This window comes from Geofilum rhodophaeum (genome assembly GCF_002210225.1).
Classification (GTDB): Bacteria; Bacteroidota; Bacteroidia; order Bacteroidales; family Marinilabiliaceae; genus Geofilum; species Geofilum rhodophaeum.
This window is the reverse complement of the sequence record NZ_MWUJ01000005.1, coordinates 176,210-197,904: the sequence shown is the minus strand read 5'-3', so window position 1 is coordinate 197,904 and position 21,695 is coordinate 176,210. Positions and strand designations below refer to the sequence as shown.

The 21,695-nt window shown below is 51.4% G+C and carries 15 protein-coding genes; 10 read left to right on the top strand and 5 right to left on the bottom strand.

The genetic code is table 11. The features are described 5' to 3' along the window. Positions 1-80: 80 nt before the first annotated feature. Positions 81-1,190, bottom strand: coding sequence for an aldose epimerase family protein (locus B4W65_RS07085; RefSeq protein ID WP_088654436.1), 1,110 nt, complete (start codon positions 1,188-1,190; stop codon positions 81-83). A gap of 181 nt (positions 1,191-1,371) precedes the next feature. On the opposite strand from B4W65_RS07085, the gene B4W65_RS07080 reads away from it, so the two are divergent. After that, positions 1,372-5,679, top strand: a complete 4,308-nt coding sequence (locus tag B4W65_RS07080; protein ID WP_088654435.1) for a hybrid sensor histidine kinase/response regulator transcription factor — start codon at positions 1,372-1,374, stop codon at positions 5,677-5,679. A gap of 59 nt (positions 5,680-5,738) precedes the next feature. Here the strand turns inward: B4W65_RS07080 and B4W65_RS07075 are convergent, their stop codons facing one another. After that, complete coding sequence (locus B4W65_RS07075) at positions 5,739-7,682, bottom strand: glycoside hydrolase family 97 protein (protein ID WP_088654434.1); 1,944 nt, start codon at positions 7,680-7,682, stop codon at positions 5,739-5,741. A 264-nt stretch (positions 7,683-7,946) separates the two neighbouring features. Between B4W65_RS07075 and B4W65_RS07070 the strand changes: the two genes are divergently transcribed. Genes B4W65_RS07070 through B4W65_RS17285 form a run of 3 tightly spaced genes read left to right on the top strand, consistent with a single transcriptional unit; the run spans position 7,947 to position 10,863 of the window. Then, complete coding sequence (locus B4W65_RS07070; RefSeq protein ID WP_088654433.1) at positions 7,947-9,560, top strand: cytochrome ubiquinol oxidase subunit I; 1,614 nt, start codon at positions 7,947-7,949, stop codon at positions 9,558-9,560. Next, positions 9,553-10,689: a cytochrome d ubiquinol oxidase subunit II gene (gene cydB, locus B4W65_RS07065; RefSeq protein ID WP_088654432.1), complete on the top strand. Its 1,137-nt coding sequence runs from the start codon at positions 9,553-9,555 to the stop codon at positions 10,687-10,689. The genes B4W65_RS07070 and cydB overlap by 8 nt, the downstream gene beginning before the upstream one ends. An 18-nt stretch (positions 10,690-10,707) precedes the next feature. Then, positions 10,708-10,863 carry a hypothetical protein gene (locus B4W65_RS17285; RefSeq protein WP_158522797.1) on the top strand — a complete coding sequence of 52 codons (156 nt, stop codon included), beginning with the start codon at positions 10,708-10,710 and terminating at the stop codon, positions 10,861-10,863. A 79-nt stretch (positions 10,864-10,942) separates the two neighbouring features. On the opposite strand, the gene B4W65_RS07060 is transcribed toward B4W65_RS17285, so the two are convergent. From B4W65_RS07060 to B4W65_RS07050, 3 genes are read right to left on the bottom strand one after another with little or no spacing between them, the layout of a single operon-like run. After that, complete coding sequence (locus B4W65_RS07060; protein WP_240509504.1) at positions 10,943-11,686, bottom strand: CDP-alcohol phosphatidyltransferase family protein; 744 nt, start codon at positions 11,684-11,686, stop codon at positions 10,943-10,945. Between the two features lie 33 nt (positions 11,687-11,719). Further along, the gene (locus tag B4W65_RS07055; protein WP_088654430.1) at positions 11,720-14,299 is read right to left on the bottom strand and encodes a beta-mannosidase; all 2,580 of its coding nucleotides are present in this window, start codon (positions 14,297-14,299) and stop codon (positions 11,720-11,722) included. Between the two features lie 49 nt (positions 14,300-14,348). After that, positions 14,349-15,116: a ThuA domain-containing protein gene (locus tag B4W65_RS07050; protein ID WP_240509503.1), complete on the bottom strand. Its 768-nt coding sequence runs from the start codon at positions 15,114-15,116 to the stop codon at positions 14,349-14,351. Positions 15,117-15,479: 363 nt separating this feature from the next. Here B4W65_RS07050 and hisG point away from each other — a divergent pair, with 363 nt between their 5' ends. The 6 genes from hisG (at position 15,480) to B4W65_RS07020 (ending at position 21,688) form a co-directional block, all read left to right on the top strand. Next, complete coding sequence (gene hisG / locus B4W65_RS07045) at positions 15,480-16,346, top strand: ATP phosphoribosyltransferase (protein ID WP_088654429.1); 867 nt, start codon at positions 15,480-15,482, stop codon at positions 16,344-16,346. Between the two features lies 1 nt (position 16,347). Continuing rightward, complete coding sequence (gene hisD / locus B4W65_RS07040; RefSeq protein ID WP_088654428.1) at positions 16,348-17,631, top strand: histidinol dehydrogenase; 1,284 nt, start codon at positions 16,348-16,350, stop codon at positions 17,629-17,631. 21 nt (positions 17,632-17,652) lie between these two features. Continuing rightward, on the top strand, positions 17,653-18,690 hold the full coding sequence (gene hisC / locus B4W65_RS07035; protein ID WP_088654427.1) for a histidinol-phosphate transaminase: 1,038 nt from the start codon (positions 17,653-17,655) through the stop codon (positions 18,688-18,690). A gap of 7 nt (positions 18,691-18,697) precedes the next feature. After that, positions 18,698-19,615 (top strand): alpha/beta hydrolase, encoded by a 918-nt coding sequence (locus tag B4W65_RS07030; RefSeq protein ID WP_088654426.1) that lies wholly within the window; start codon positions 18,698-18,700, stop codon positions 19,613-19,615. 71 nt (positions 19,616-19,686) lie between these two features. Then, a complete protein-coding gene (gene hisB, locus B4W65_RS07025; protein ID WP_088654425.1) occupies positions 19,687-20,817 on the top strand; it encodes a bifunctional histidinol-phosphatase/imidazoleglycerol-phosphate dehydratase HisB in 1,131 nt (376 codons plus the stop codon). Positions 20,818-20,893: 76 nt separating this feature from the next. After that, the gene (locus tag B4W65_RS07020; protein ID WP_088654424.1) at positions 20,894-21,688 is read left to right on the top strand and encodes an SDR family NAD(P)-dependent oxidoreductase; all 795 of its coding nucleotides are present in this window, start codon (positions 20,894-20,896) and stop codon (positions 21,686-21,688) included. Positions 21,689-21,695: the final 7 nt, after the last annotated feature.

Genomic DNA, 21,695 nt, shown 5'->3' with positions numbered 1-21,695 from the left:
CACAATCAAAAAGATTCACGAACCAAAAAAGGGTGACCCGAATTCGGGTCACCCTTTTTAATGTAAACAGACTTTGTTTATTATTCCACACCAAAAGTCATCACAGTAGTACTTTCATACTTTTCTCCGGGACGTAAAATGGTGGAAGGAAAGTTCGGTTGATTGGGTGCATCAGGAAAATGCTGGGTCTCGAGGCACAGCCCGGTATGGATGGTGTAGGACCGGTCGCCACGCGACTGGGTGCCATCCAAAAAGTTACCGGAATAAAACTGAAGACCGGGCTCGGTAGTGTGAATCTCCATAAAACGACCGCTTTGGGGATCCTTGAGCTTGGCAGCAAAACGCAGCCCTTCCCCTTCGGCCAAAACATAGTTGTGATCGTAACCTCCGGGAACATCAGCGATTCGAGCTCCAATGGCATAGGGACTGTTAAAATCGAAGGGAGTTCCGGCCACTTCTACCAATTCTCCGGTAGGAATAAGTGTCGAATCCACCGGGGTGTAATAAGGCGCGGCAATGGTCAATTCATGATTCAAAACATTTCCTTCCCCGGCCAGATTATAGAAGGTGTGGTTGGTCAGATTAACTGGCGTAGCCTTGTCGGTGGTGGCTTCATAAGCAATCTCCAGGGCATTGCCTTTAAGGGTGTAGGTTACGGTCACCTCAAGATTTCCGGGATAACCTTCCTCTCCGTCTGCGCTAAAATACGTCAGACGCAAGCCGGGCTCAGTTGCATGCGCTACCGGTTCGGCGGTCCACAGCACACGATCATAGCCCATTATACCGCCATGCAAATGATTGGGCCCATCGTTGGTAGCCAGCTGATAGTCTTCACCATCAATACTGAACTGTCCTTTGGCGATGCGGTTACCAAAACGACCAATAAGTGCACCAAAAAACACCCGGTGCTTCTCATAATCGGCCAGTTTATCAAAACCAAGGGTCACGTCGGTGAGCTCGCCCTGGGCATCGGGTACTTCCAGCGACACAATGGCGCCGCCATAATCCATAATGCGGGCCTTAAGACCGGTACTGCTGCTGAGGGTATAGATACTGACCTCCTCACCCGACGACAGTTGTCCAAAGGCTTCCTTTTGAATGTTGGATTCGACAGGTGCCGAACAGGATACAGCCAAAAAAGCCGCAGGCAACAGGCCCAGCACCAAAGTTTGAATAGCATTTTTTTTCATAGGTTCATATTTGCTTGTGACAGATTGCGATATTACAAAAAAATGTGGATTATTGCAGCTTTTTCCTCGAAATAGGCCAAGGCTTTTTGTTCAAAGATAAGGCGCTTATCGTTTTGGGGTGAGGATTTAGGCACAATTAGCGAAACTTCTGTTATTTTTACCCACATAAAGCAAAGGAGCTATGAAGAAAACTGTTATGTGGCTGCCGGTACTTGCCTTTTGGGTAGCTGTATCCCAGGCTCAGACCACCACGACTGAGATCAACTACCACATTCGCTACCTGACTATTGATGAGGGTCTTCCACAAAACACCGTAAACAGTATTCTTAAAGATAAAATGGGTTACCTGTGGCTGGCCACGGGCAACGGACTGAGCCGCTACGACGGCTACAGTTTTCAAAACTACTGGAAACCCCAGTTGCCCTCAAATCTGGTTAATGCTCTGGCACAGGATGAAGAAGACGCCATATGGATCGGAACCACCGAAGGATTAACCCGGTACTGCCAACGCAGTGGAACCTTTACCCCCTTTACCCTGAACCTGGACGACAAGGATCGCGTTGGTTTACGCCCCAACATCCAGGCCTTATATTTAGACACCCAAAGTCGTCTCTGGATAGGAACCTACGAGCACGGCCTATTTCTGCTTACTAAGGAAGGCGAACATTACCAACAACAACATTTCACCTACGAAACCAGCAGCTTACCAGGTAATCAGGTCACCACCTTCACCCAAACAAGGGATGGACGGCTTTTAATTGGCACCAATCACGGACTGGCTGTGGCCGACAAACAACGCAATACACTTCACGATTTTACCAGCGCCAATATGGGCGATGCCTTTATTTTGACGATTTGCGAAACGATGGAGGGCGACCTTTGGGTGGGGACCTATAACGGCCTTTGGGTTTTTAATCCTCTAAATGGGCGCAACGAGTGGTTTCAACACAACCCGGGTCAGCCTGCCAGTCTCAGCCACAACCGGGTCAATGAAATCGTTCAGGATTTCAAAGGGAATATTTATGTTGCCACCCTTGGCGGAGTGGATGTTTTTCAACCGGAAACCAAAACTTTCCAGTCGTTCCCGGTCAAAACAAAAAAAGACTTCTCGCTCAACAGTCTGTTTATAAACACCCTGGAAATCGACTCTGAGGGCAATGTGTGGATTGGAACCGAAAAAGGGGGAGTCAACCACTTTAATCTCTACCAAAAACCCTTTCATCATTTAATCCGAGAACCCAACAAAACCAACACCCTTAGTGAAAACACCATCAATTCTCTTTTTGTTGATGGCCCCTATGTATGGATTGGCACTGCCGGCGGGGGCCTCAATCGCTATCACCGACCTACAGGGGTGTACGAGCACTTTCGCCACCAACCCGGCAATCCCAGCTCCTTGCCCTCCGACTACCTGCCGGCTCTCACCAAAACACCAGACGGAACCCTTTGGGCCGGCACCTGGGGCAGCGGTCTGGCAAAAATGGAAGGCCGTCAGTTTAAAACCCTCATACCCAAGGTGGCGGATCCGGAAACCGGCTACGAAAATGCCTTTGTTTCCTCCTTGCTTTACGACGAAAGAGGCTTCCTCTTTATAGGAACCGAAGGAGGCCTATCCATACTCGACATGCAGTCGGAACAGTTTCTGGACCTGAACCAAAGCAACAACGCACTCAGCGGCATCAGCGAAATTGGCTGCATGTTGAAAGACCGCAACAACCTTTTGTGGATAGGCACACGCAACGGGCTCTACAACTTTCCGACCTCTGCCTTAAATTTACCCGAGGAAGCCTTATGCAAGGCTCACCAGCTGCAGGTTTACAAAAGCGCGCCCAACCCGGGCAGCAATGAATTACCGGGCAACTACATCACCGCCTTGCTGGAGGATGAAAAAGGCAATATTTGGATAGGCACCTATGGAGACGGTCTGGTTAGGGCCACGCTGAATCAAAATGGCGCTTTCAGCTTCCGGCACTTCACCAAAGAGGAGGGTCTCAGCAATCACGTCGTCTATGCTATGGAACAGGACGACACCGGCTACATCTGGATCAGCACCGACTATGGCTTATCACGTATTGATCCGGAAACGGAGCACATCGACAATTTTTTCACAGACGACGGCTTGCTGAGCAACCAGTTTTATTGGTCGGCTTCGGCAAAGACCGAAGACGGTGAATTACTTTTTGGCAGCATCAACGGCTTAAATCATTTTTATCCCTCCAACTTTCCGGTATACCCCCACGAGCCGCGGGTGAGTTTATCGGCGCTCAAAATCTTTAACCAAAGTGTTGAGATCAACGAACAAAGGCACGGACAGATCATCCTGGAACAGCCCCTGCCAAAGACCCGGGAGCTATCGCTCTCGTATAAGGACAATGTTTTCTCTTTGGAATTTACAGCCCTGGATTACTTTTTATCGCGAAAAACAAAATACGCTTACCAACTGGAAGGCATTGACAAAGACTGGGTGGAAACCAGCTCTGATCAACGTATTGCCTCCTACACCAACCTTAAAGGCGACAGCTACCTTTTTCGTGTTAAGGCCAGCAACAGCGAAGGAGTCTGGGGACCGGAAACCCACCTGCGTATAACCATACGTCCTCCGTTTTGGCAAACCAGCTGGTTTTTGGTGCTTTTAGTGCTTACCGTGATCACCTTTACGATCATATACATTAAACACCACACCAAACGCCTCCGTCTTGAAAAGGCAAAACTGGAACGAATGGTGGGCGAGCGCACAAAACGCATCGAAGAGCAGAACCAAATGATGCGGGAACAAGCAGAAACTTTGCAAGAGACAAACAGCGCACTGGAGAAGAAAAGCTTACAAATAGAGGGGCAAAAATTACAACTGGAAAAACAAAATCAAGAGATACTGGAACAGCGCGACCGGCTGATTCAACTGAATCAGGAAATAGAACACATCAATCAAAACAAACTGCGCTTCTTCACCAACATTTCTCATGAGTTCCGAACCCCTCTTACCCTCATCATCACTCCGATTGAGCGCCTGCTTCGCGAAGTTCACCTGCCAGATCTTGCCATTAACCTACTCAGCACCATTCAACGCAATGCCCGTCGCCTCAATATGTTGATTGATCAACTCTTGTTGTTCCGGAAAATTGAAAGTGGCAACCTGTCTGTCCGCATCAACAACAAAGATCTTCGTGGTTTTGTGGTGGAGATATTTCAGGCATTTAAACTACTGGCAGAGCAGAAAAACATTCGATACAAATTAATTGATCAGCTTGGAGAGGGGCCCTACTGGTACGATCGGGAAAAGCTGGAAAACATTCTTTACAACCTTTTGTCCAATGCCTTCAAGTACACGCCTGACAAAGGAGAAATAAGCCTTCATCTCCGCGAAGAAGAAATTAGAGGAAAAAGCTCCCTGGTCATTGAAGTAGGCGACAGCGGACCAGGTATTCCTGAACCGTTGCAAGACAAGGTCTTTCACCGCTTTTATCAAAACAACGAAGCAGCCGGGATTAAGGGAACCGGCATAGGTCTGGCACTGGCCAAGGAGCTGACGCAAGCGATGAATGGCTCCATCAGCGTTTTATCGAATGGGCACAATGGCAGCCGCTTCCTGGTTTATTTACCCTGGCAGGCTTCTGATTTCCAGGGAGCAGAAATCGATGAATTGGCTGTTTTCGACCCAGAGGAAATAAGCGGTAAAATACAGGCCTTATTGGAAGAGCCTGCCGATAAGAACTTTTTTCCTGAGGCCTCAGAACCACAGGAGGACTCCCCCAATATACTGATCGTAGAAGACAATCGGGAGTTGGCCCTGTTTATGGCCAATGCGTTGAGCGGCCCGTATGGGGTACTTACCGCAGAAAACGGAAGGGTGGGCTATGAGCTTGCACGCAAGCACCTGCCCGACTTAATCATTTCAGATGTTATGATGCCCGAAATGAATGGTATTGAAATGTGCAAAAGCATAAAAAGCAACCTGTACACCAGTCACATCCCGATACTTCTGCTCTCCGCTAAAGCCCTGCTTGAGGACCAACTGGAAGGCCTGGAGTTTGGGGCAGACGACTACATTCCCAAACCCTTTAATTTAAGCATCCTTAAGGCAAAGGTCCACAACATTATTGATGCCCGAAAGAAAATGAGAACCTTATTCACCAGTGAAGCGGAGCTTCCGTCGGTGAATCCCGACAGCAAATCGCTGGACGATAAATTTCTGGCAAAGACTTACGAAGCGATGGAAGCGCATTATGGCAACCCGGAATTCAATGTCGAGCTCTTTTCGGAAGTAATGTTTGTGAGTCGCTCTCTGCTCTATAAAAAACTGAAAGCCCTGGTTGATTTATCACCCAACGACTTCATAACAGTTTTCCGACTCAAAAAGGCACTACCGCTTTTACAATCCAAAGAGATGTCGGTGAATGAAGTGGCCTACACAGTAGGTTTCAACGACCCCAAATACTTCTCCCGGGTATTTAAAAAGTTCTACAAGAAAACACCAAGTGAGTATCTTTAACCTAAAAAAAGCCGGCTTGCGCCGGCTTTTTTGCATACTGCTTCTCGATCATCAAACATTTATTCCCCAGAAAAATACAGCACAAAGCCGCCATTGGGCTGCAGCTCTACTTCGAGAAGTCCCGACTGTACAGTTGTTGAGCTAAAAGTTCCCCAGGCCTCGCCATCGCCAACCCAAAGCCCCTCCACAGAATCACCAATAAAAGTCAAGTCCAGCTCCATGGTTTTAGCTTCCGCTTCACCATTGATTCCTGCCACATACCATCCGTCATCGGCTTTGCGGGCCAGAACCACATCTTTTCCCGGGTAACCGCCCAAAAAACGCAAATCGGTCCACCCCACTGGCAGCTGTTTCACGAGCTCACGAACATAAGCGGGCACAGCCTGCATCCCCTGCGGCGTCTCCGCCAAATGCTGAATACCCGAAGTGAAGAGAAAGGGCAGCGCAAGCTCGTGCGCGACGGTAGTCTTTCGCTCAACATGACCCAGACCACTGAAATTCATAGGTGTGTAATCCATAGGGTCAAAAACATTGCGGGTAAAGACCTGCATCACGTTATGAAAAGGAGCCTGATCGGCATTTTCCTGCTCAAAGGTAATGAACTCCATCCCCTTAACTGCTTCGTTGGTCAGGAAGTTCGGATAAGTGCGCTGCCAGCCACGGGGCAGGGTCGTTCCATGGGTGTTGACGGTGAGACCAAAATCTGCGGCATCCCGAAACAAATCATGATAGTAAGCAATAACCGGCTGGCCGTCACCGCCAAAAAAATCGACCTTGATGCCCTTTACGCCAATTTCCTGCAACCAGGCCATTTCGGCCCTGCGACTTTCCCGCGTCAACATACGATCGCGAGGCGTATAAGGCGTGGTGTTCCAATCGCCGGCAGAATTGTACCAAAGAATAAGACCTATGCCCTTACTTTGTGCATAGGCAGAGAGTGCGCCCATGCGGTCGCGACCAATCATCCGGTCCCAGGAAACATCTACCAGACAATATTCCCAGCCCATATCGGCAGCAAAATCAATGTAGGCCTTTTGAACATCCCAGGTAATCGACTCATCCTTAAGCATGATCCAGCTCCAGGAGGCCCGCCCGGGCTTTACCCACGAAAAATCTCCTTCAACAGCAGGAGCAGCCAGATCGGTACCCAGACTGGAAGTTAAGATGGTAGCCAAGTCGCCTACCGCCATCAAACGCCAGGGAGTGGTCAAGGGCAGAACGGTCCGGGGATTTACATAAGAATTGGTGAAAGTTTCCCGCTCATCGGGAAAACCCAAGCGGTACTCAAGCTCCCGCTCTCCGGGCACCAGACGCGTGCCGCAATAAGCGCGGTGCAAATCGGATTCAGCCACCAGCATCCACAAGTCTCCCTTCTGAAACAAAGCAGGATACACCCAACCATAGCCCAGTGGGGACGGCGTTCCGGGAACGACATCGGTGTAATAATTTTCCTCGTAGGAAGGGTTGGTGGCTTCCCAGCCGCTTTTGGGTACAGCAAGTGGAGAAAGAAAGCCCTTGGTACCCGCACTAAAACGGTATGAACTCAATTCTTGGAGAATTTCCACTTCTTCGGTCCCCGCCTCCGGAAACCGGTACCGATAGGCCAGACCGTCGTCGGCCAGACGCAGTTCCAGCTCGAGCAAAGCACCATCGCTGTTCTTTAAACGAAAAACCTGCTGATTAAACACCTGCTTATAGTCCAAATACTTACCGGCATGCAGTTGGTAACTTTCCTCGAGCACCTCCAAAGGCAGCACTTCCAACATCTGCAAATGATCCGAAAAATTGGCATCGCTTCTTTCCAAACCCATACGCCCTGCCTCAATCAAAGGCTCACCGCCATAAGCAACATCATAAAACAACTCGCCTGAGGCCGACAAATGCAGCTCTACGGCAAGTGCACCATCGGGACTTTCGACCAACCAACTGGACCGACTGCTGTTGCAGGACGAAAAAAGTCCGGCCAACATCAGGCCTGCAATAAACCCATTCAATATTTTCATACTTTCATATTTAGAACAAAATCACTAAGCAGCCCAAAATAAAGAAAAATATCCTTGGCCAACAAAGCCCCTCGTGAAAAACCATCATTAAGTTGACTCCCGGCCGGCTGCCAAAGAAGGAAAAATATTCTATTTAGGTATTTCATTACTGATTTATTTGTTTTCTTTGTGGTCGTTTTAAACAAAAACAAAAGCCTATTCCTTAATAAATGAGAAAATATTCTTATTTTTCTTGCTGCAACAAATAATTAAAACGAATACAAAATGCTAGAGAACATTGACTTTGCACTGGTCAATTGGTCAAGGGGACAATTTGCGCTTACCGCCTTGTTCCACTGGATCTTTGTTCCGCTAACGCTGGGACTGTCCTACATGCTGGCCTTTATGGAGACCATGTATTACCGCACCGGGGATCCCGAATGGAAGCGGATCACCAAATTCTGGATGAAACTCTTCGGCATCAACTTCGCCATTGGAATAGCCACGGGCATCATTCTTGAGTTTGAGTTCGGCACCAACTGGAGCAATTACTCTTGGTTTGTTGGAGATATTTTTGGCGCTCCGCTGGCAATTGAAGGCATTATGGCCTTTTTTCTGGAAAGCACCTTCATTGCCGTTATGTTCTTTGGCTGGGACAAGGTAAGCAAGCGCTTTCACCTCACCGCCACCTGGCTGGCGGCGGTTGGCGCCAGTCTTTCCGCTGTATGGATTCTGGTGGCCAATGCCTGGATGCAAAACCCCGTAGGCACCGTCTTCAATCCCGACACGGTCCGAAATGAGATGGTCAACTTTTGGGCGGTTCTGTTTTCCGAAACCGCGGTCAATAAATTTCTGCATACCCTAACCTCCGGCTTCGTTCTCTCAGCCCTGTTTGTAATGGGGGTCAGCAGCTGGTTTCTCCTTAAAAAGAGAGAGCTGCTCTTTGCCAAACGAAGCATTGTAATCGCCAGTGTTTTTGGTCTCATCAGTTCATTGGTATTGATCGGCACGGGCGACTCATCGGCCAAAGAGATTGTGAAAACGCAGCCGATGAAATTTGCCGCTATGGAGGCCCTGTATGAAGGGCAGACCGAAGCACCACTCATTGCCTGGGGTTTTTTAAAGGGCAAGGACCTGCATAAAAACATGGACGAGAATAGCGAGGCGGAGTTTTATATGAAGATTGAAATTCCAGCCATGCTCTCCATTCTGGCCCATATGGACCCCAAAGCCTACGTACCGGGCATCAAAGATCTGGTGCTGGGCAACGAGGAGCAGGGCATTATGTCCTATCCCGAGAAAATTGAACGCGGCTATTATGCGCAGCAACAACTGCTGGCCTATAAAGCGGCTCAGAAAGAAGATCCCAATGGGGCAGAGTTTCTGGCGCTGGAAGCCCAATTCAAGGACCCCGATTTCGTCGAAAACCATATGCGCTACTTCGGCTACGGCAATTTCTACGACCCCGATCCCGAACAACTGAAGAAGAATGCCTTTACACTCGTTCCGCCCATATCCCTAACTTTCTATGCCTTTCACATTATGGTGTTACTGGGTGGGTACTTCCTGATGCTCTTTGCCGTTTTCCTTTTCCTGGTTATGCGCAATCAGTTGCACAACAAGAAATGGCTGCTGTGGGCTGCGGTATGGACCATCCCCTTGGCTTTTGTGGCCTCTGAATCGGGATGGATAGTGGCAGAGATAGGTCGTCAGCCCTGGGTTATTCAGGACTTGATGCCTACCATGACCGCTGTTACCCACATCGACACCACCTCGGTAATCATGACCTTCGGCCTCTTCGCCCTGGTCTTTGTTGCCCTGTTCATAGCCGAAGTAAAAATTATGGTAAAGCAAATCAAGATCGGACCTAAAAAGAAGGAGGACCCAAGCAATGTTTGAAACCTTATCGCATTTGGCCCTGCAACAATACTGGTGGCTAATCATATCGGCACTGGGCGCGGCCCTGGTACTGTTGATGTTTGTTCAGGGAGGGCAAACCCTTTTTGCCACGCTCAGCAAAAATAAGGAAGAGCGCAGCATGCTGATCAACATCATGGGACGAAAGTGGGAATTCACCTTCACCACCCTGGTGGTGTTTGGGGGCGCCTTCTTTGCATCCTTCCCCCTCTTTTACAGCACCAGTTTTGGCGGTGCCTACTGGGCATGGATGATCTTGCTCTTCGCCTTCATCATACAGGCTGTATCGTACGAATACCGGTCCTGGCCCGACAATTTTTTGGGCAGCCGTACCTACGAGACTTTCTTGTTTATCAATGGTATGATTGGCACATTTCTGGTGGGTGTAGTTGTAGCCAGCTTCTTTACCGGCTCTTCCTTCTCCATCAACGACATGAATCAGTCCTTCTGGCAATCGCCCCTGCGGGGCATCGAATTGCTGTTTAATTTGCACAACCTGAGTCTGGGACTGGCCATTTTCTTTTTGGCCCGAGTGCTGGGCCTGCTGTATTTCATCAACAGTATTGAAGGAGAAGAGGAGCTGAGCGCACGCATGCGCAAGAGTCTGTTGCGGAATGCCGTCCCCTTCCTGGTCTTCTTCCTGGTCTTTGTGATTTGGCTGCTGCTGCGCGATGGCTATGCCGTAAACCCCGAAACGGGTGAAATATTTATGCAGGCCAACAAGTATTTCATCAATTTCATTGAAATGCCGGTGGTGCTCCTCCTTTTTGTGGCCGGTGTGGCCCTGGTTAAATGGGGTATTTTTATCAGCACTTTTAAGGCCGCCAACAACGGCATCTGGTTCAGTGGTAGCGGCGTGTTTTTAACCGTATTCTCGCTCCTATTGGTTGCTGGCTTCAACAATACCGCCTTTTACCCATCGAGCTACGATTTACAAAGCTCCATCACCATTATGAACGGCTCTTCGAGTCACTTCACCCTTACGGTAATGAGCTACGTGTCGCTGATGGTCCCCTTTGTAGTGGCCTACATCTGGTGCACCTGGCGCGCCATCAACCGGCACAAAATGAACCGCAAGGAGCTGGAGTCCAAGGATTCGCACATTTACTAACAAGAAAACTGAGAACTTATGAGTTATGCATTCGCCATACTGTGGTATTCCATTTGGTTCTTTGCCATAGGCGGGAGCTATTTTGCTTCTCGTTTTGCCATCCGGTATTTCGATAAAAATTGGAAGGCCGTTACCGAAGAAGAGGAGCGTGCTTTAGAAACCGCAGAAAAATAGAACCGGGCCAAGCCCTTTAAAAATAGAAAAGCGTTGGAGTCCGGCTCCAACGCTTTTTTTATATGCTTTAAACCCCGGTCTACCGAGACTTGGTTCCAGCACTCAAATAAAGTACAAGGGAGTAAACCACATAAGCAGGAACGATGAGCGCCAGAGCGCCGGCCTTTAAAAGCACTACAGCCACCAGGGAGATAAGCAAAAGCACGTAGCGATGCTGATTGCCCTTCCAGCGCAAATGCTTAATTTTTAACGAAAACATCGGGATTTCACTCACCAGCAGGGCCGAAAAAACAGCGACCAAACCCAGCACCACTCCCACACTGTTCCAACGCAGGGCATCGAGCTGACCGTGGTAAACCAAATAAACCAGCGAAACGGTAAACATGCCCGTTGCCGTAGTGGTCAAGCCAATAAAATTCTCAGTCTGCCGACTGTCGTTGTTAAACTTTGCCAGACGAAGGGCCGAAAAAACCACGAGGACAAAAGGCAGCAAAACCAGAACCTGCTGTCCCAGGGTCAGGGTCCAGAAATCGCCCCCCCATTGTCCGCTGAAACCCTGGTGCATCATACTCGAGAACACCGCTGCAGGCGCCACGCCAAAACTCACCAAATCGGCCAATGAATCCAAATCCTTACCTATGGCGCTGTAAGCATTCAGCATGCGGGCCGCAAAGCCATCCAGAAAATCGAGCAAGGCGGCCGCCAAAACACACCAGGCAGTAAGATCGGGTCTCCCGGCCAAAGCCAGATAAGTACCCACCGCACCCAAAAACAGGTTCCCGCTGGTCAAAGCGTTCGGGACGTGACGAAACAGAGACATCATAGACAGTATCGTTTTCTACAAAAGTAACCTTTTTTACCGATGTCTCAAGTCGTTGAGGCTGCGGAGAACCAAATCCGATTCAGTAAGCGCTTCCTCGCTGCGCAGAACAACGGTATGGGGCCTACCCGGCAACAAATCAAAATAGTTGTCGCTCAACACCACCTCCTTGCCGGGGACTTCAATGGCCACGCCTTTGACCACGACCCCGCTGACCAGCGTCAGCTCATAAGCCCCTTCCACAGTTTTCCAGCTGCTTTGCAGGCGTGCAGGATGCAGCGGCAAATCCTTGGGTTCAGCCATATACACAATATTATCGGCAATCACCTCTCCTTCACGTACCAATTCGAGCAAGGCCACCACATCCCGAACCTGAACCTCCGGAGTCATAAACTTACCAAAACGATCGTCCAGCACCAGGGTGGAAGTATTGGCCCCTACTTGTACCTGCATCGAATCGGCGAACATCCGTGTCCCGTTCATCCCCATCAGGGTGCCGCGCAAGGTGGCTTCAAAACCCGTCAGATGGTCGTTGACTACAAATACCTGCAGGCGATCGTCTTCAACAAGCGGCGCCAACAGAACCGGTGCGTTGGCCTTGCGCACGGCATAGTGCGAAGCCTTCCAGCGGCCATAATAATCTACCGTCGACCACGAAATGGTTGGCCAGCTGTCGTTCAACTGCCAATACAAAGATCCCATGGTGTGCGGCATGGAACGACGGTGCGCCTCAATGGCCGTCTTGTAGGCCTGAGCGTGCATCAGCTGACTCACATACACAAAATCTTCGAACTGCCCGGGCACCTGATAATAGCGTGCCATATAGCGTCTAATCATATCGTTTCCATCGAAACCGGGTGCCACATACGCCATGCGTCCCCTTTGCCGGTGTCGCATCAAGGGCGAATCCCACTCCTGCTGATCCTCCGGGGCAAAGGCCGCAATGGTGGCCATGTCAGGAAAAGATTGTAAACCGTACTCACTCACAAAACGAGGAACATTCTCACCATAGGCTGAAAAAGGCTGCTCCCCAAACCAGATGGTCCAGTCGTGCTCATCGCCCGACTTCCGATCGGCAGGTGCATCACCATAGGCACTGGGACTGGTCGACCAATAGGCCTGGCCTGGATGGTGCTTTTCTACCGCGGCGGGCAGAATGTCTAAAAAGATGCGTTCGTAGGTGGCCCACATAAAGGCTTCCACTTCGGGGGTAAACATATCGTTCCACCAATGCAGCAAACCGTGCAGGTTCTCGTTGTTGCCACACCAGAGGGCAATACTCGCATGATTGCGCAAACGCTTCACATTGTATTCGGCTTCGCGCCGAATGTTGTCCAAATGAGCCTCGTCGCCGGGCTGCAAAGCACAGGCAAACATAAAATCCTGCCAAACCAAAATACCGTTTTGGTCGCACAGCTCGTAAAAATAATCTTCTTCATAAATGGCACCGCCCCATACACGTACCATATTCATATTGGCGGCCACGGCATTGTCGATCAAGCGCTCATAATCGGCCTTACTCACCGAAGGCGTCAGCGTATGCGAGGGAATCACATTGGCCCCCTTCATAAATACGGGCACCCCATTGAGTTCAAAATAAAAACTGCGCCCCACCGAATCGGGCTCCTGAACCAAACGCAGGGTACGCACCCCAAAGGGCAAATGGTGGCGGTCCACCAGCTTGCCGGCCCGACGCAATTCAAAAACAAAATCGTACAAATAGGCTTCGCCCAGTCCGTTGCTCCACCACAAACGAGGCTGCTGCAGGTCAAAATTCAAGGGCAGCATCTGCACCCCAGCCTCCAATTGCAGTTCCTGTTTCAAAACTTGTTGCCCCTCGCCATAAGCCAGCGACAGGGTATAAGTGCCCGCTTCCAGCACCTGCACTTCCGCATGTCCCTCCAACTCAGCCACCCTTTCACTGGCCGAACGGGTATGCAAATAAACATCCTCCAAAACCGCGGCATCGGCAGCCCTTAAAATCACCGGTCGCCATACCCCGGAAGTAACCAGGCGGGGACCCCAGTCCCAGCCGTAATGAAAGGGCGCCTTACGGGTAAACACATTGGTGCGTTCCCCTTCCGGAGCCTGCTCATTCACAGCAGGAATAATGTAATCGAGCTGCTTCAACTTTTCCATACCCCGCCTTACCGGCGAGTGAAAATGAATGCGCAAGTCGTTGCGCCCTTCCTTCAAGACCTGCTTTACCTCAACCACTTCGGCCACAAACATATTGTCGGCACTCAATATTAATTGCTCATTGAGATAAACATCGGCATAAGTATCCAGCCCCTTAAACTCCAGTTCCACCAGCGCCTTCTCCAGCAAGTCGGCCTCCACCTCAAAGGCTGTCCGGTAAACCCAGTCGCGCTCTTCCACCCATTGCACCTCATCCTCATTGGTTCCCATGTAAGGATCGGGAATACGACCCGCCGCCATCAAATCGGCATGCACCGTACCCGGCACGGAAGCCGGCAACCATTCGTTGCTGCCCGCCTCTGAGAACTCCCAATGCGCACTGATCACCCGCTCAAGGGGTCCTTCCTGCGAATTGGAGCAAGCAGACCAACCAAAGACGGTCAACAGCGCCCCAAAAAATACTTTTACCCTTCTCATATAAAAACTTTTATTTATCCAGTTAGCTCAAAATATACCTTCACCTAACTCATTTTCTGAAAGCCGTCCATTCAGCCGCACCCGCCAAATGCATCAAAAACAAAGGTTCTGCATACAATTCGGGACGATGCCCCAGGGCAGTCTGAAAAACACGCCCACGACCCACCTCCCGGTACCAGACCAAAGGATGGTCGCCCATCCTTTGCTCCACCCCCTCAAACCAAGGGTTGTCGTCCACCTCATAGGAAGCCTCATCTATCGAAATCAAGACTTCCACATTGGAACGGGGATTGCGGTCGAAACTGTACCATTCGTCCTCGAGCCACCAAACCGAATCGGGCAAGAAGGAAGTCGCCGGATGCGAACGGTCCTCTATCACCAGTCGCCCCTCCTGCACCGGCGGATGCCCCGTAAACCGGGCACCTACAGCATCAACAAACCAGGGCCAATCCTTCTCCGTATCGGTGCCCGAATGCACCGTTAATAAGCCACCTCCCTTCCTAACCCAATGGCTTAAGGCTGCGCGACCGCCATCGTCCAAAACCGAGCCGGTGGTCAGCAAAAAAACCACCAAATCATAGTTTTTTAAAGTGTCGCTTCTGAAGACCTCCGGCTCCTCCCGAAAATCCACGACCCAATTGTGGCGCTGTGCCAATACCTCAAAACCCGCCTTCCCGGCTCCTATTGCCTCATGGCGAAAGCCTTCTGTTTTCGTATATACCAGCACCTTCATTGCTTCCTTATTGTGAGTTCTGCAAGCTGGCATGCCCGGGAACAGCGCCACCAACAAAACCAGGTAAAAAAAACGCAAACTCATTACAACTCAAGTTTTATCCAACAAATAAAGTTAAACCTTTTTTAAGCAAGCCAAAGCAGCAAAGGGCTAAAAGACCAAAAAGCACAAAAAAATGATGAATTATCATCAATGGGACGGACGCACGCCTGACAAATCGCAGCATTTTTAGCAGAAAAAATTTGAAACAAAAAGAAAATATCCTAGATTTGCAACGAACCAATTTCAGTCAAAATGCTTTTTATTCATCACAGCAACGCTCATCATCATCTCCTGGTATAAGGGGTGGGCTTGTTGTGTGCTATAGTATTCAAGAAGGCTTACCCTATGGTAAGCCTTTTTTTGTTCAGGCAGGAAACGTAACTTTAATCACAAAACAAAACAACCATGGATACAGAAACTACTTTAAAAATTGCCATGCAGAAAAAAGGTCGCCTGCACGACGACAGCATGGCCCTGATGAAAGAATCGGGCATCAAGTTCAACATAGGCAACGGCCGCCTGGTGGCCCAGTCGACCGGCTTCCCGGCCGAGGCCCTCTTCCTGCGTGACGACGACATCCCGCAAACCGTACACGAAGGCGTGGCCGACATCGGCGTGGTAGGAGAAAACGAGCTGCTCGAAAAAGGCTACGAGCTCAAAATCGTAAAACGCCTGGGTTTCAGCAAATGCCGCCTATCCCTGGCCATACCCAAGAGCGAGCACTACAGCGGAGTAGGCTGGTTCGACGGTAAAAAAGTAGCCACCTCCTACCCCAAAATTCTGAAGAAATTCTTCGACGAGAAAAAGATCAAAGCCGAGATTCACGAGATTGCCGGCTCCGTAGAAATTGCCCCCGGCATTGGCCTGGCCGACGCCATCTTCGACATCGTCAGCTCGGGCAGCACCCTTGTAGCCAACAGCCTCAAGGAAGTGGCCGTAGTCATGAAATCCGAAGCCCTTTTGGTCGCCAACAAAAACCTCGATGGCGAAAAGCAGGAAATTCTCGACCAGATGCTCTTCCGCTTCGATGCCGTTCAGGCCTCCAACTCCAACAAATACATTCTTCTGAACGCCCCCAACGACAAGGTGAAAGAGATTGTAAGCATCCTGCCCGGCATGAAGAGTCCCACCGTACTTCCCCTGGCCGAAGAAGGTTGGAGTTCGGTCCACTCCGTCATCCAGGAAGATAAATTCTGGGAAGTCATCGATCAACTGAAAGCCAACGGTGCCCAGGGCATTCTCATCATCCCCATCGAAAAAATGATTCTTTAAAATGCAAAGCTACATCAACCCCCCAAAGAGCGACTGGTCCGACCTCCTGCAGCGCCCCCGGGTGGACGTATCGGACTTGTACGAAAAAACGGAAGCCATTCTGGCTGAAATACAGCAGGAAGGCGACGCAGCCGTGCGCCGTTACTCGGAGCGCTTCGATGGCTACCGGGGCGCCGAGCTCGAAGTGACCCAGGCCGAAATAACCCAGGCCGAAACAGCCCTGCCGGAGGACCTAAAAGCAGCCATTCGTCGGGCCGCCGACAACATCGAAAAGTTCCATGCCAGTCAGTGGCAGCCCATGCAAAAAGTGGAAACCCAGACGGGGGTCACCTGCTGGCAGAAAAGCGTGCCCATCGAGAAAGTAGGTCTCTACATTCCCGGAGGCACCGCGCCGCTCTTCTCCACCGTACTCATGCTGGGCATACCTGCCCGTATTGCAGGCTGTAAAGAAATCGTACTCTGCACCCCGCCCGACGAGCAGGGAGGCATCCACCCCGCCATTTTGTTTGCCGCCCGCCTGGCCGGCGTGCAGCGCATCTTCCGCATAGGCGGCATTCAAGCCATTGGCGCCATGGCCTACGGCACCGAGACCGTACCCAAAATGTACAAAATATTTGGTCCCGGCAACCGCTTCGTCACCGCCGCCAAACAACTGGTTGGCCTTAAAAACACCGCCATCGACATGCCTGCCGGTCCCTCCGAAGTCCTGGTTATGGCCGACGACAGCGCCAACCCCGCCTTTGTAGCAGCCGATTTGCTTTCACAGGCCGAGCACGGCGCCGACAGTCAGGTGATTCTGCTCAGCACCAGCGACGAGGTACTCCAGGCCACCTTAGCGGAAGTGGACAAACAGGTGAAGCAACTGCCGCGTCAGGCAGGAGCCGAAGGGGCCCTATCCGACAGCCGCGCCTTTCTGCTGACCTCCCTCGACGAAATGATGGAGATGAGCAACTTCTATGCCCCCGAGCACCTTATCCTGTCGGTGCGCAACGCCTCCGAAGTGGCCGAAAAAGTAGTCAATGCCGGCTCGGTATTCATCGGACATTACACCCCCGAAAGTGCCGGCGACTATGCCTCAGGCACCAACCACACCCTACCCACCCACGGGCACGCCCGCAGCTATTCGGGCGTCAACCTCGACAGCTACATCCGCAAAATCACCTTCCAGGAAATCACGCCCGAGGGACTGCAGGAACTGGGACCCATAATAGAGATCATGGCCGAAGCAGAGCTGCTTCAGGCCCACAAAAACGCCGTAAGTCTGCGCTTAAAAAGTTTACAATAATCCGCCTATTCCACTCTGCTCATGAAGCCACTGCAACAACTGCTGCGCCCCAACATCCTCGCGCTCAAACCCTACTCTTCGGCCCGTGACGAATACACCGGCGAAGAAGGGGTGTTTTTGGATGCCAACGAAAACCCCTACAATGCCCCCTACAACCGCTATCCCGACCCGCATCAGCGTCGACTCAAGCGCCGCATTGCCGCGTTCAAAGGCTGTGAGAGCGACCAGCTTTTCCTGGGCAACGGTTCCGATGAGCCCATCGACCTGCTCTTTCGCGCATTTTGTCGCCCCGGTACCGACAATGTGGTGGCCATTGATCCCACCTACGGCATGTACCAGGTGGCTGCCGCCACCAACGACATAAAGGTGCAGCAAGTCTTACTGACCAAAGATTTCCAGCTGGATGTGGAGGCGGTTTTGGCCGCCGTGGATGAGCAGACCAAAATCATCTGGCTCTGCTCCCCCAACAACCCCACCGGAAACTGCCTGCGGAACGAAGACATAGAACGCGTCATCACAGGCTTTGAGGGCCTGGTGGTGGTGGATGAGGCCTACATCGATTTTGCACCGGGACGCAGCCTGCTGCCGCGCCTGCAGGAATTCCCCAACCTGGTTATTTTGCAGACCTTCTCCAAGGCCTGGGGCATGGCGGGACTGCGACTGGGAATGGCTTTTGCCCAGCCTGCAATCATCGAAGTACTCAGCCGCATCAAATACCCCTACAACCTGAATGTCCTTACCCAGCAAAAAGCCATGGACTTGCTGGAGAAAAACCAGCAAGAGGTGGCGAAATGGATCGAAGTACTTTTGGCCGAACGCAGTGCCCTCGCACAGGAACTGCAAAAGCTGCCCTTTGTGAATCTCATTCATCCTTCGGATGCCAATTTCTTATTGATCAGAACCCCGGATGCCAAAGCCGTTTACCAACATTTGATCAGCCAAAAAATAATTATCCGCGACCGCTCCTCCGTGTCCCTTTGTGCCGGTTGCCTGCGCATTACCGTAGGCAGTCCGGAAGAAAACAAGCAACTCATTCAGGCCCTTCAGGCCTATAAATAAACTCCTTATGCAACACCTATTCACCGCCCTTTTGCTTATGGCCAGCTTATCGCTTTACAGCCAATCCACCCTTGACCTCTATCCAGGGGAGGCACCCTACAACAAAAAAGGCATCCAAGTACCCGAAAGCAATGAAAACGACCGTGTGAGTGGCGTCACCAAGCCCCAATTGTACCATTATCCGGCACAAGACAGCAGCTCCGGTCCCCGTCCCGCCATCATCATTTGTCCCGGTGGCGGCTACGTACGCCAGGCCTTTGGTCACGAAGGCACCATGGTGGCCCAATGGATGGCCGAAAGGGGCTTCGAGGCCTTCATTCTGAAATACCGCCTGCCCGATGAAGACTTGTTTGACAAGGCCCATCTGGTACCCCTCATGGATGTGCAGGAAGCCGTCCACCTGGTACGTTCCCGCGCCGGTGAACTGGGCGTTATTCCCAGCCAGATTGGCGTGATGGGCTTCTCGGCAGGGGGCCACCTGGCCGCCTCAGCCGCCACCCTTTTTACCACGCCACTTAATGAGCAAAGAAGTCCTGAAGAGCTGCGCCCCGACTTCTCGGTTCTGATTTACCCGGTAATAACCATGGATACCGCCTACACCCACATGGGCAGTCGCCAAAACCTCATTGGTCGCCAACCCGGGGAGGACCTGGTGCAAAAGTTTTCCCTGGAGCAGCAGTGCAGTGCGCAAACGCCACCCACCTTTATCCTGCATGCGGCCGACGATCGCGCCGTTCCGGTTCAAAACACCGAAGCTTATGCCGGGGGACTGCAAAAACAGGGCGTTCCCTTTACCAAAATAATTCTGCCCGAAGGGGGCCACGGCTTTGGCTACCGGACCGAGGGTCCGGCTGCCTACTGGACCAGCTACCTCGACACCTGGCTCAAAGCCTTTATTCTGCCCGAATCCTTGAACACGAACTAAACTGCATTATTCATACATTATCGATTAAGAAAACTTATGAATAACGCAGGTAAAAACAAGCGCTCAATATCATGAAAAAGAAAAAAGTATTGTTCATCGATCGCGACGGAACCATCATCAATGAACCGCCGGTGGACTACCAGGTGGACAGTCTCGAAAAACTCGATTTCTACCCCAAAGTACTCCGCAACCTCTACTTGATTATCAGCAAACTCGACTTTGAGTTGGTGATGGTCACCAATCAGGACGGACTGGGCACAGCCTCCTTTCCGGAGGATACCTTTTGGCCTGCCCACAATAAAATGATGCAAACGCTCGAAGGGGAGGGCATCCATTTTGCCCAGGTGCACATCGACCGCTCCTTTCCGGCCGACAATGCCCCCACGCGCAAACCACGTACCGGCATGCTGGGCGAATATTTCAGCGAAGGCTACGATTTGGCCGGCTCGCTGGTCATAGGCGACCGTCTGACCGACATCGAGCTGGCCAAGAACCTCGGCTGCAAGGGCATACTGCTGCAAAGCGAGACTGCGCAAAAGGAGCTGGAGGCGTCCGGACTGGCCGAAGCCTGTGCGCTGCTGAGTACCGACTGGGATGAAATTGCAGCCTTTTTGTTCAAAACCGAACGGACGGCAGTCGTCGACCGAACTACGGCGGAGACGAGCATTCACATTGAGCTGGACCTCGACGGTACGGGGAAATGTGCCATAAGCACAGGCCTGCACTTTTTCGACCACATGCTGGAACAAATCGGGCGACATGCCGGGGTGGACTTAAACATTCAGGTAAAGGGCGATTTGCATGTGGACGAGCACCATACCATAGAAGATACCGGCCTGGCGCTGGGCGAAGCCTTCCGCAAGGCGTTGGGCGACAAGCGGGGCATTGACCGCTACGGCTTTTGCCTCCCCATGGACGACACGCTTGCACAGGTGGCCATCGACTTTGGGGGACGCCCCTGGCTGGTTTGGGAAGCCGAATTCAAGCGGGAAAAAGTAGGCGACATGCCCACCGAAATGTTCCAGCACTTTTTCAAGAGCTTCTCCGACGCGTCATTGAGCAACCTCAACATCAAGGCCGAAGGCGCCAACGAACACCACAAGATTGAGGGCATCTTTAAGGCCTTGGCCAAAGCCATCAAGGCCGCCATTCGCAAAGACCCCTTTAACCAACAGCTGCCCAGCACCAAAGGCGTATTGTAAAAGACCGCTAAACAGGCAGGACTTAGGCAAGTCGCAACTTTTGTGTATTTTAGTCCCTTCAAACCATTTTTGGAATATGGATTTTGCAGGAAAAACCATTTGGATAACCGGTGCCGCTTCCGGCATGGGGAGGGCCCTCGCCCTGGCCTTAAGTCCCTATAAGGGGCGCCTGATTTTGAGCGACCGCGATGCAGCCGGCCTCGCTGCCGTGGCAGCGGAGGTGCGACAAGCCGGAGCTCAGGCAGAAGAAGTCGCCCTCGACATGGCCGACAGTACAGCCATTGCACAGTCGGCCCAACAAATACTGGCCAAAGGCTTCCGCATCGATGCCCTTTACCATTTTGCCGGCATCAGTCAACGTTCTTTCGTGCACGAAACGCCCCTCGAAAACGACCGGCGCATCATGGAGGTCAACTTTTTTGGCGTGGTGGCGCTGACCAAGGCCCTGCTTCCGCACATGCTGGCCAATGGCGGGGGACAATTGGCAGCAGCTTCCAGTCTGGTCGGCAAATTCGGCTTTCCTTACCGCTCGGCCTATGCCGCCTCAAAGCACGCCCTGCACGGCTTTTTTGAATCGCTGGCGGTAGAAAACCACCCAAACAATATCCGGGTAAGTATGTTGATTGGCGGTCGCATACAGACCAACATCTCCAAATTCGCCATCAACAAGGAAGGACGGGAGCACGGACAAATGGATCCGGGTCAGGCCAACGGCATCAGCCCCGAAAAAGCGGCCCAACAGATACTGCGGGGACTGAAAAAGGAAAGGGCAGAGATTCCGGTAGGGGGCAGTGAATTGTTGATATTAAAAATACGGCGCTTTTTCCCGGCCCTGCACCGCCGCATTGTGCGCAAAATTAAACCTATGTAAAAACACC